This window comes from Cellvibrio sp. PSBB006 (assembly GCF_002162135.1).
In the GTDB taxonomy this organism is placed as follows: Bacteria; Pseudomonadota; Gammaproteobacteria; order Pseudomonadales; family Cellvibrionaceae; genus Cellvibrio.
Map to the genome: position 1 here is coordinate 791,059 of NZ_CP021382.1, position 14,046 is coordinate 805,104.

General features: G+C 40.7%; 1 protein-coding gene. It reads right to left on the reverse strand.

Translation table 11 applies throughout. The annotated features are described in order from the left end of the window. Positions 1-4 precede the first annotated feature (4 nt). Positions 5-13,999: a non-ribosomal peptide synthetase gene (locus CBR65_RS03445; RefSeq protein ID WP_198300866.1), complete on the reverse strand. Its 13,995-nt coding sequence runs from the start codon at positions 13,997-13,999 to the stop codon at positions 5-7. Positions 14,000-14,046 lie beyond the last annotated feature (47 nt).

Genomic DNA, 14,046 nt, shown 5'->3' on the forward strand with positions numbered 1-14,046 from the left:
GTATCTATTCATGCTCAAGCATTTCTTTTGCTTGCTCTTCTGTCATACCTTCAAGCAAGCCTAACAGATCATCAATATCGCCATCTAATGCAACGGCCCTTTCTTCATCCACCAGTTTTGCCAACTCATGGATAGATGCAGATTCAAAAATCGATACCACGCCCAAATTAATATTAAAGATCTGGTTAATTCTTGAAATAACCTGGCCTGCGGATAGAGAATCTCCCCCTAGATCAAAGAAATTTTCTTTCATTTGGGATTGATGCTTCGTTATACCAACTACTTCAGAAACAATATCCAGCAAACTGTTTTCCACATCAGTGAGCCCGGATAAATCCAACTCAACTCCATCAGCATCCCAATTTGGTGCAGGAAGTTTCATTCGATCTACTTTTCCACTTAGGGTGAGTGGAAACTGATCCAATTTATTCAGGCTAGACGGAAGCATATAAGTCGGTAACTTATTCTTTAACCACTCCCTCAGTTCAGATAATTTAATCTCTTCATGCCCATGGTCGGTGATTAAATATACAGCTATACGTTTTTGCTGCTGCATATCCTCTTTTACTGCTGCGATTACACTGTTGACGCCCGGATACCTAACAATAATGTTTTCGATTTCATTGAGTTCTACCCGATGGCCGCGAATTTTTACCTGATGGTCAGCGCGGCCTATAAACTTAATACTTTTATCTGGCTGGTAAACCGCAAGATCCCCTGTTTTATACAGTCTTTCGCCGCCCAGAACAGAGTATGGATTGGGCAGAAATTTCTCTGCGGTCAATCCCATGCGATTTCGATAACCACGGCTAACGCCCGTCCCTCCGATATAAAGCTCTCCGATGGCTCCTACTGGCACAATATTGAGATTTTTGTCCAATACAAAAATCTGCGTGCCCTCATATGGCTTACCGATAGGTGGATTATCTTCAACTTCTTCACAATAATGGCTAACGACGGCCAATGTAATTTCTGTCGTGCCATATTCATTGAATAATTTTCGTTGCGGTGTGGAGTAATTTGAAACTATTTTTGCCGAGATAGGCTCACCACCGGTGATGACAACTCTCAAGTCAGGTAAAGGTTTTGAAATAAGGTTATCTAGCAATGAATTAGTGAAATGCATAGCATTAATTTCATTGTCGATTAACGTTCTGTGTAGCTTTTCGATATCAAAAACGGTTTCTTGTGGGATTACATATAAAGTGGCACCGCTACAAATGCCCATTAACGTTTCCTGGACAGAAACGTCGAAACTCACCGATATAACCTGGGCCAGCCGGTCCCCCGGGCCAATGCCGAACCGCTCATACTGACATTGAACAATATTACACAAGCTGGAATGAAATATTTCCGAAGCTTTCGGTAGGCCTGTGGAGCCGGATGTGAATATGATATAGGCAAGATTAGTTGGAGAAATGGCGCATTCCGGCTGCTTATCGCTAAACGTCGATATCAAATCCCAACTCAGGTCGATATAGAGCTTTGTCACATCCTGGCCGTTAAAGCACTGCCACGTTGATTTTGTAATCAAGAGTGAAGCGTTCACAGTTTCAAGCATGTACTTTTGTCGTTCCGCGGGATAGGCCGGATCAATAGGTACATAGGCTGCTCCCGCCTTAAATACAGCGAGCATTGACACAATCAACTCAATAGAACGCTCCATCCCTACCGCAATGGCACTTTCAATCCCGACACCTTGTTGAATCAAATAGTTTGCCAGTTTATTAGCCCTGGCATTCAGCTCCAGGTAAGTCAATGCATTAGATCCGTCCACTATAGCTATCGCATTTGGCGTTATGCTTGCCTGAGAATTAAATAACTCATTGATCGTTTCATACTCTTCAAACAAGGACAGCTGTCCAGCTGACAGATCGAGAAGTTGTTGATACTCAACAGCACTGTAAACCTGCAAATCAAAAACACGGTCATTTGTGCAGTCCATTAATTGTTCCAGGAGCATCTCAAAGTGATGGATGAAACTGGATATAGATGTAGCCGAAAATTGATCTTCGTTGTAGCGAACCGTTATTTCCAACGCATCGCCAAGTACAACGACCATTGCGAGTGTAAAGTTATTTTCTTCAGTTTGGTCTATAAAATCGGCATTGAAATCCAGCGACTCTATTGCACTGGATACAACCTGATCCAATGGATAATTTTCAAATGTTAAGGTCGCATCAAATAAGGAATGACCAGGAGGAAGCTCGCTTTGCAGGGCGATCTCATCAATTGATAAGTAGGAATATTTTTCCCGGATAGTCTGGGTTGAATGAACTTCCTTTAACAGCTCTGACACCGTAACTGAGGGTGATAATTTAATTCGTAGCGGGATGGAATTTATAAACATTCCAACCAATGAATCAACTTCATTTACCTCAGCTGAACGTCCAGAAACGGTTGTTCCGAAAACAATATCATTGCTAGCAGAGTAACGCCCCAGCAAAATGCCAAAAGCGCTTTGCATCAGCGTGTTTAATGTTATTCGCTCCCTGCGAGCAAACGACGTTAATTTACCAGTCACCTCTTCTGATATAAATGAGGATAGCTTTCCATAATTCGGCCTATTCGAACCACCGGAATTGTTCCTGGTGATATGCAAAATCGCAGGTTCCCTGTAATCTTTCAAATAAGCTGACCAATATTCCCGGGCATCAGCTTTATTTAAGGATGCGAGCCATTTGAAATAGGACTTATTTGACCCGCGATTTTTTATATGTGTTCCAGCCTGGTATTGGCCTTGATAATTATTAAAAAGCTCCTGGAATAATATTGGCAATGACCAGCCATCCAAAATGGCGTGATGATAAGAGAGAATCATCCAGTAACAATCATCGGGTAAATAAACCAGGCCAACCTTAAGCAACGGGGCTTCCACTGCACTAAATCCCCCCTTCCGTTCCTGGCTTAAAATTTCCTTAAGTTTTTCTTCATATGTTTCACCCGGCAGTTCTGTTAGTTCATATTCATGCCAAGGTAATGAAGCGCTGGCAAGTACAACTTGTAGCAATCCAGCCTTGTTTGTTTCTATGAATACTGTCCTTAACGCCTCGTAGTTATTAATAATCTTTTGCCAGGCGTCTTTGACCCGTGGGATATCGATGTTACCAGACAACTCAAATGTTAACTGGCTTATACCATACTGCTTGTTATCATGGAGAACCGACGCGTGGATAAAACTCCTCTGTAAGGGAAAGACGGGATAAACGACTTTCACATTTTCCATCTGCTCCAGAACGCTATCTGCACCAGTATTCTCTAATTGCTCCGAGGATATGTATGCGAAAGTGGTTGGCTCTTCGACCGAATAAACATCCGCATCATGATCTGCTTCCGTCAGGTTCTCTTTTGAGAACGAAGCAACTATCGATAACATTTCAATGGTCGGATAATGATATATATCCTGAGCGGAAAAAATAAGTCCCGCTTCCCTGGACCGCGAAACCAATTGAATTGTATTAATGGAGTCCCCGCCCAAATCGAAAAAATTATCTTTTATATTGACAACTTGCTTGCCTAATACCCGAGACCATATATCAACCATAGTTTCTTGTATTTGCTGAAGATAACTTTCTTCGAAAGATTCGGTTTGTAATTTTTTCGAAACCGAATAATTTTGGCGATTATTTGATATAGCAACAACGGATTCCAGAGCTTGGGTAGAAACAGAAGCAAGTATTGCGGGTGGTAATGCTACGTGAGTTATCTTTTTAGCAATCAGCTCACTTTCCAACATTCCTATATCAGTATGAATACAAGCTTCAGCTAAAAACAGTGTAGCTCCAGCGGTAAACGTGCTTACCAGTTCCCAAATTGCTGCGTCGCTATTTAATAGTGAATATTGCAACACCCTGCTATCTGAAGTGATTTCAAATGGCTGTATGCTGTGACTCATCCTATTTAAGGACTCATAAGTACCCACATTGATATCATTAAAGTTCTCGCCATCGCATATCCAATAGGCGTCACTTTCCGGATCTATCACTGCCCTTTTATGTTCATTTTGCCCAGCTGTTATCACTGGCCATTGGTCATCCAATGAAAGGGTGTTTACATTCAATAAATCAAATTTCCTCCGATTATGGTTATCTGTCAAAGCCAGATTGGGACGCACATTTTCCAGTATCCCTGAAGTTCTATCGGAAGGAATCGATGCGTCTATCGGTATGTATATCGCCCCCGTCCTAAATATGGCCAGGGCAGAAATCACGGCTAGGGAAGATTGGGTAAGGCATACCGCTACCTTATCCAAAGGCGTTATCCCATTTGCTCGCAATTGATGCGTCAATTGGTCAACCTTTCGATCAAGGTTAAAATAAGTCAAGGCCTCATTTCCAACACTGATCGCGATAGCTTCCGGTTTACTGTCAGCATAGTTCGCAAGGCAGTCCGGAAAGTCTCCGGTTTTTATATCGATATTTTCCCGGATATTCCAATCATTACGTATCTTTTTAATTTCAGGATTCAGTGCAGACCGTATTCCCTTAAGGTTTTGGGTTGGACTTTCCAAAAACGAGGTAAGAATATGCTTGAGATTTTCCAGAAAAAGATTAACCCACTTTTCAGGCAAGACGCTCTCGATATAACTTAATGTGAAGCGAATCTTATCCTCAGGGGAAATCATTAACACTATAGGGGTTTCGGTATGATCTTCGCTGGTGGACCAATCCAGAAATAACTCACCATCTTCATCAACGCTGCCTGTATCGGGGAAGTTTTCAAATATTAACAAGCTTTGGAAAAGAGCTTCAGATGCACTTAATCCACTCCATTTTTGGATATCTCGCAGTGACGTGTGGTTATATTGGGAAACGCCAATTTGGCAATTCTGAATATAATGAAGCCAATTTTGCGGTGTGAGATCCGGATCGAGTTGTACCCTAAACGGCAGGGTATTTAAAAATGGACCGGCAATTTCCTCAACGTTTGGCAAATCAACAGGGCGGTTGGAGGTCGTAATGCCAAAAATAACATCATCCTGGCCGCAATAATGACTGATTAAAATTGCCCAGGCGCCCTGAACCACAAGATTGAGCGTCAATTGAGCGTTAGTGGAAAATGACCGTAACTTATCCGAAATTTCTCTGGAAAGCACATAGTTAACCGTGATGGGCGCATTGTGACTAATAGCTGCAGATGAATAATTCCCTATCGCGAGTTTGCATATGTTTTCCAACCCTTTTAAATTTTCAGACCAGAATTTAGCAGCGGCGTCCATGTCCTGCTGTTGGTACCATTGCAAATAATTACTAAAAGGAATCAGCGGATCCAGGTTAACTTGCTTGTCACTTGCAATATATTGATAACTTTTAAATACGTCATTCAAGATAAGGACGCGCGACCAACCATCGGACAAAGCGTGATGTTCACTCAACAAAACCCTGTGAGTATGCTCATTAAGCTTAACAACATAAATTCTCAACAGAGGCGCTTTATCAAATTGAAATCCAGTTCTTTTATCATCACTTACAAGCTGGGCAAATGATAACTCCTGCTGTTCCTCATTTACATTTGACCAGTCAAGCGCTTTAAAATTTATAGTCGTCGCGTCTTGAATAACCTGAACCGGTTTGTCCTTATCGAGATCAACAAAAACCGTACGGAATATGTCATATTTATCCACCACTGCTTGCCATGCGCGGTGAAATATTTCCACATTAAGATTTCCACGTATCTGGTTTACCAGATGCGAAACGTAAATTCCCGAATCTGCCGCGATGAAAGAATGATAGAGCATTCCATATTGAGTTGGAGTTAACGGAAAAATATCAACGATTTTTTTGGTAGAAATGTCGATCTTATTTAAATTTGTTACTAATCTGTCCAACTCTTGTTGAGAATGGGTTAACAAGGGAAAATCTGATGGAGTAAAGGTTTTTACTTTCTTATAGTAACAATGATCTATGATCTTCTTCAGATGCTGAACATATAAATTAGCAACTTCACTAATTGATTCATCGGTAAATAATTCATCACTATACGTCCACGAGAAACGCATTTGCCTATCTATTGTGATACAAACGACATCAATTAAATTAACTCGACGCTCATTTTTGTGTTGGGATGCTACAACTTTTTCATTCGCGAATCGATATGTGTTATTCGAATGGTCCTCTGAAAATTGCCCCAAATAATTAAAACTAATTGGTGGTTTTATAGGATGCTCGGCCAAATCCCCGGAAATATATTTGAGTACACCGTAACTCACACCCTTGTTGGGAATTCCAGCAAGCTGTTCCTTGATTGCCTTGATACTCTCCCCAGGTGTAATAAAATCCGGCAAAGACAATTGAACAGGAAAAATTGAGGTAAACCATCCGACAGTCCTGGAAATATCAATACCGTCGATAAGCTCTTCCCTTCCATGTCCCTCCAGGCTAATTAATACGTCGTTAGCTCCAATCCAGTCATGGAACGCCATGGCCAATGCAGTTAGCAGCAAATCGTTAATTTTTGTGCTATATGCCCAGGAAACTTCCTGTAATAATTTTGATGTTTCTTCGGAGTCAAGGGAGACCTGAATGGATTTTTCAGAACCAACCCTACCTACATTCCCGCTCTTCACAGGAAGAGAAAATTCCGACTTCCCGATGGCTGCCCAATATGGCAAATCTTTTCTAAAATGGGCAATTTGTTCCGGGGAACGAATTGAGTCTGACCACTGTTTATAAGAAATAGTTTTTCCAGGTAGCTGATACTTACTACCAGCAGATAACTGGCTTACAAGGGTATTCAAATCTTCAAGCAAGATTCTCCATGAAACACCATCTACTACCAAATGGTGAACAGCCAGGAAAAGGCGCACGGTTTTTCGTTGACCCTGTAGATGAGGCTCTGAAAGAGAAAATAGTGCCGCTTTCAACAGGGGTCCCCTCGTTAAATCAAGGCCCTCCTGAACAAGCTCCATTTTCTTCTCCATGTGAATGATTTGCTCATCAATATGGATTGGAGTCAAATCATATACATCCAATTGAATTTCCTCACCAATATCAGCATAAAATTGGTGAACTTCCCCCTCCTCGGAAATGGCAAACCGCAGCCGCAACGTATCATGATGCAATGTTAACGCGGATAATGCCTGCAGCAGGACGTCAACATTGACTTCATAATCTGCTTTTAAGAGAACAGACTGATTCCATTGGCTTGCGTTTGTAAAGTTATGGCTAAAAAACCACTCCTGAATCGGGGCAAGTGACACATCTCCTGTTACTACGCTCTGATCGGCTACTTTATGAATTTTTTGAGATGCAACTCTAGCTAGCTTTTGTATTGTTTGATTTTCAAAAAGCTGCTTATTGGTTACATATATTCCTTTTTGATTCGCTCTGGCAATCATTTGAGTACATAAAATGGAATCACCGCCAAATCGGAAAAAGTTATCATTAATATTGATATCCTGATTGGAAAGAACTACTTTCCATATATCAAGCAATGTTTCCTCTATCGCATTTCTGGGGCGATTGTTTTGTGAGTCAGCATGATGCTTTGTATCTGCATAAGCGATCAATCTTTCTCGTGAAATTTCACCATTTTCGTTTTTCGGAATTGATTCTATCCTGATGAAATTGGTATCAATATATTTCCCAAAAATATCATTGATTCTTGAACCCAGGGAAAAGTCGATATCTTTTTCGGCGGTGTAATAGAAAGAAATAGCTTGCTCTGGCTCGGCAAAATATTTCAGCTTATTCTTGATAAATTTCTTATTGCCATTGAGACCAATTATGTGGCTTCCAACACTGTGATTTAGTATCGCCACCATGGAATTTAATCCATCTTCAGCGGATATCTCACAATAACCCCGCTTATAAGATAATTCTTTATTGTGAATCTCCTCGCTCATTCCGATGTTTTTCCAAAGGCTCCAACTTAAGCAATAAGCGCGTCTTCCTTTTTCAACCTCATTTGAGGTTAACCCTTCAATAAAACTATTTGCAGCTGAATATGCCCCGACACCATAGCCGCCAAAATAAGCATTTATAGAGGAAAAATTAACCAGAAACACATCAGGATGATCCTGCAAGGCGTGATGAATTCCCAAAGCACCAAAAACTTTAGCATGTAGGGAATTTCTCAATCCTTCATAACTTTCCTCATTAATGAGTTTTTCATGAAATTGGCCCGATAGATTGAAAATCCCATTCAGAGCCTTACCAAAAATCATACTCGACTTATCAATTACTTCTCTTAATTCCTGGAAGTTTGCAACATCAAGACTTTGATATTTAACATTTCCAGGCAATAGCTGGAGCTTTTTTAGAGCTTCCGCTTTACCCTTATCCTTCTCCGGAGGTTCATTTGCTTGGAGGGAAACATGGGACCGCCCCAGAATAAGTACATCGGCATAATATTTTTCAAGTAAGAGTTTTGCCAAGCATTGACCGATCCCACCCAAACCTCCTATAAGGATATAGAATCCTCCTTTTTTAAGAGCCGGTAAATTATTTTTGGCTTTTGCAGGAAATTTGGTTTTTTCCAGGCATGAAATCCATCTAACTCCATTTCTATATACGATAGCGTCATCTGCACCATGTTTAATCTCGTCACAGATAATCCCGGCATGGTTCTCGTAGTGCTTATTGTCAGAAAAATCAATATGGGCGCAGCTTATCCGTGTACTTTCCTGGGACATGGTTTTTATAAACCCATGAATAGCTGCTTTCCCCGCATCTATATTTTCCTTTGCAAAATTCTGGGAGCAACTCGAAACCACGGTAAATCTAATGTGTTCGTTCTGTTTAAAGTGGCGATCTATAGTATTAGATAAAAAGAACAGGCTGTACAAACCGCAGGTTAGCGATTCATTAATATTGTTTTCGGAGTAAATCTGGTGATCTGAGTCATAAGTCCAGAGATGCAGAATATTAATACTTTTAAAACCATACCCCTTTATAGAGTCAAAAAGGCTCTCGTAGTCATCTTGTCTTTCAGGTGAAATTTGATAATGGTCATTGTGCTTTTTAGCATAAGAATCACCACGACTAACCTGTATAACTTTACCAGAAGCGTTGTGATCGATTAAATTTACTATGCTCTTCCCAAGCCCCTGGGAATCATGAAATATGACGATTCCTTCATAAACATTGAGATCGCATTTTCTTCCAATGGGTTTTCTTTTCCAACTCTTCTTATAGAACCAATCGGGAATAGTTTTTCTACTTTCAGCCTGGAAATTAAATTTACTTATAACCGCGTTATAGCGCCCCTCAATAAAGTTGGCCAAGAGAGTTTTTCGCTTTATTTTCCCCAACGACGTTTTGGGGATGTCGTTCGCTGGTAAGGGAAGCACATATGCTGGAGAAAATCCGAGTTGTTTTTGCAACCTCATTTGAATTTCTTCAATGAGCTTTTGATTGGTCTCTGCATCGTCCGTTTCTGGCGAGAAAAATATCAGCAATTTATCTGTATCATCGTCGTGCTCGCGATGAGCGCAAGCTGCAGTGAATGATTTTCTTACGCCAGGAATATCCTCAATGGGTGATTCGACATGGTGGTTGGAAATATTGGTTCCGTTAATAATTAATATTTCTTTTTCCCTACCTGTGATGGTTAACTGCCCATCCTTGAGGAAAGCAAGGTCCCCGGTAATAAACCAGCCATCACTGGTGAATGCTTCTTGTGTTTTGTCGGGCGCGTTATAATATCCTGCGGTAATCGTATCTCCTTTTACATGCAGGCGCCCTATCTCACCTTCCGGGAGGGTAATATTATTATCATCGACAATCCTCAGTGTAACACCAGCAATTGGCTCTCCAACTGATACATGAACATCAAAGTCAGTGGTGTCCGCCAGATTGAACCGCCGCGAATAGGTAATAGCGGACGATGTTTCAGACATTCCATAGGCAGGGTGAATACATTCACTGGAAATATTATATGTGCTTAATATTTTCAGGTATTGACGTACTGTTTTCGCAACCACGGCCTCACCACCATTGATCAGGCAGCGAACACAAGACAAATCAAAGGAGTAATTGATAAGTTCATTTTGCAGACCAACAATAAGTCCGAAAGCAAAATTAGGAGCCCAGGATGTACTAACACGATACTGGTCTATTAATTTCAACCACAACAATGGATCTTGCAGGATATTATTGGGCATTACCAATATTTGCTGACATCCCAGGTATACATCGCGAAGGTGAAACATAATCAGACCGCCAACATGATCTAATGGCATCCAATTAAGCGAAATATCTTCAGAGGTTAGCTTATTTGTATTTATGCAGCCCTGACATTTTGTAACCAGGTTGCTGTGATTAAGCATTACGGCTTTCGATTTGCCGGTGCTACCGGATGTCAAAACCATCAAGGCGACATCATCAGCCATTATGGAATGATCGATTTCCGCCTCGCGGTCCGAGCGAATAGAGTCAACCGGTATAACATTAACCTTTCCGGACAAATCTACATTTGAAAAAATACTATCGAGTATTGATTTTGCCTTCTTTCCAGAAAGGATAGCGGGTTTGTCCAAAAGCTCCCATGTATTCAGCAATTGCTGCGACAAATTATGTTCGGGGTCAGCCTCCTGAACAACCGGAGCTGGGACCGGAACTATCCCTCCCAGAACACAAGCCCAAAAAGTTACAATAAAATCGTATTGTTTATCGAATTGAAAAATAGCAATATCTTTCGATTTTAAACCTTCAGCTCTCAGTCCATGTAATACTTTTTTGGCTACGGAACAGAGTTCTTCATAGCTAATTTCTGTTTGTTCTCCATCATTTTCAATATATATAATCTTTTTATGTGGAAAACATTTTGCGGAATTAAGTAATAAATCGCTTAATGTTTTGGGCACAAAGTGCATCGGTTGTTCGCTTGGTATCCCATAACATATAGATAACTTTTTATTATTCTGGTTTTGATCGGAAATCGCACTTTCCTTTTCATACCCCGGGTTAGCGGGTGCTTTCTCAACAGGGAGCAAGTTGCGCAAGCTCAATGAAAGTTGCTTTACCTCTGGCTCTATTAATACACCGGCTATTTCATATACACCTTCGATCTTCCTTAACTCATTTTCGTATTCACCGATAATGCTTATCCCGGGAGCAACCACACCGTCCAGAGCACTTTGATCCACATCGCCATACTGATCAACGGGGATAAAAGGAATGGGCACATAGGCATCCGGAAGCATAAATGAAGGGAAAATGCCCTCCATATATGAGTGCAATGCGTATGCACTAAAATCCTTGTCCGATGCAATATAGGCTACAACTTTCCTGGTCCCTTCGGATCCTTGACGTAAACTAACAACTACTTCTTTACATCCTGTTTTTTCGCTGATCGCTTTTTCAATAGTATTAAAATCCACGTATTTGTCATTAATTATGGCATTAGATTTTTTCGCGCCAAATGAATGAAAAAAACCCTGGTGATTTATCTTTGCTTTAATCCCGGTCCTTATAAGTCTTATGTCATTTTCAATATCCAGATAATCACGCTTTTCGAAAGCTATTACGGGTAAGGACTCATGCAGACATAATTCACCCAGCATGCCTTCAGCAGCGGGAAAACCGATAACATCAAATAGTCGCGCATTTTCCTTATATAAAAACGCTGCGTGCTGCTGGCTATCACTTACGCGTTCCGAGGACGCACCCTCGGCAACGGGAACAAGGCTTGATGGAATACGATACAAGTAACGTAAATTTAACGGATGATTGCGATTGGCTGTAATGGAGTCAAAACCATCCACATCACAGAGCACCAATCGCATGTGATCTATCTTGGCAATTAATGGAAGCTTACTCAACGAGACCCGAGTCACCGTAACTTCATTCAGACTGTAAACGGAATTTCTTTCGATAGCATTAGAAAATTTGATTTTTCCTGCATGGGCTAAATACCAGAATATATCTTCGACTGAATTAAATTCATCAATTGATTTCGATACAAGGCATACATCATCGGGTTGCAATTCATAGTTCAGCTGCATCCAACCGATGGACTTGGCTATATCAACTTGGGTTACAATTGCTTTAGCTTCTGCGGGAAAATAATTATATACCAGGTGTCCATTGCCTATTTGTACAGGCAAAGCCTGGCCAGCATATGCAGAGACCATCTCCCACTCAGAATCAATAAATAGAACGGGGCAACCAAGGTTTTTTATGTCAGATTGACTACGACTATCAGCAACTACAAGGCTAACATTATTTTCGTTGATAATAGCGTTGATACATTTATCAGGGGCATTTCCATATATAGGCACACAGATTTTTCCAGCCTTTATAACACCCAATAGAACCACCAACAAATCCACAGAGGGCGAAACGGCTACGGCAATATTATTTCCTGTTGACCCAGTGTGCTCAATAAAATATTGAGCTAACTGGTTGCTTCTATAATCAAGGGCCTTAAACGTAAGACTAGCGTCATCATCAGCTGCAACAACGGAATCGGGGGTTGATTTAAGTCTTTGGTTAAAACGACTTAAAATATCAGGGTAGTTTTCGTATGAATCACGTCGTTTTATGAAACTGGAGTAATCATCAGTCTCTTTATAATCCAAACAGGATAATCTTGCGATTTTTTCCAGCGGTCTGTCCGCTATGTTTTTCAGGATGGAATTAAACTGCTCAATTAACTTATCTATTGTTTCGAACTCAAACAGTTCCGAACTGTAAGTCAGGTTCACATTTAAATTGTCAGGGGTATCGAAAAATTCGACCATAAAGTCGAACTCGGTCGATAGCCTTGGGATCTCCAGCTGGGAAATATCCAATCCTTCAAGTGCCATTCCATTCCTTGAAACATTCTGCATTACCATTAGTACTTGAAATAACGGCGTGTAAGCAAGGCTTCGTTTTGGAGCCAGCTCGTCCACAACCCGCTCAAATGGCACATCTTTATTAGAAAACGCATTTAGAAAAGACGATTTTACTTGTGCCAAAAATTCACAAAAATTCAACTCATAACTAATGGTTGATCGAATTACCAAGGTATTGGAAAAAAGACCAATTAGTTTTTCCAGTTTAGGATGGGTTCTATTTGCAGAAGGAGTTCCGATAGATATATCTGACTCGCCAGTCACCCTGGACAAAAGCAGCTGGAAAGAAGCCATCAGCAACATAAATAAACTACATTCATTCGCTTGACTTAACTTTCTCAGATCATTAACTAATGACCTATCTATGGCAAAATGCCGGGAAGCGGCGCCGTAGCTGCGATTCTCCGGCCGCTTATGATCGTATGGAAAACTCAGGAAAGAAGGCGCACCCGCCAGATTTGATTTCCAATAAGCCAGCTGCTTTTCCTCAAGCGCTTGCTCCAACCTGCGTTTATTCCAATAAATATAATCCTTATATTGGACAGGCAGGTCAGCAAGGTTGGCTGGTGTATTATTTAAAAATGAATTGTACAAAACAGCAATTTCGGTTTCCAATACCTCTAACGACCATCCATCGGCAACAATGTGATGCAAAACAGAAACCAGGATATGCTCGATCTCAGATACTTTTAATAAAATAACCTTGAATAGCGGGCCGTTTTGCAAATCAAATTTTTTCTTTGACTCCGCCAAAATAAATTCATTAATTTCTTTTTGTTGCTGCGGCGCAACATTACCATTAACCGGAATTATCGATAGCTCAAATAAGGAATGTTCTTTGAATGCTTGCACAGGAAGCCCATCCCTTTCGTAGAAAGAGGAACGCAACACCTCGTGTCTTTTAACAACCTCATTGATTGCCGCCGCTATAGCTGAATAGTTTAAATTGCCTGCCAGGCGTAAAGCGGAGACGATGTTATACGCACTACCTACTCCATCGATTTTTTCAGCAAACCAGATTCGTTGTTGCGAATCCGACAAAATAAACTCATTGCCATCAAACTTTTCATTAATTAACTGGATTTCCAAACCAGAGTTTTTCTGGTTTTTTATTTTATTAATTAATGCCTTCCTTTCTTCAATACTTAAAGAAGATATGTTTTTTGGTTTATTTTCCATATTTTTCACACAAAGTTTGAGGAGGTAGAAATTTCCAGCCACAACCACTCGCACCATAAGTTAGGGCAATGAGCCACGTCATTATGATG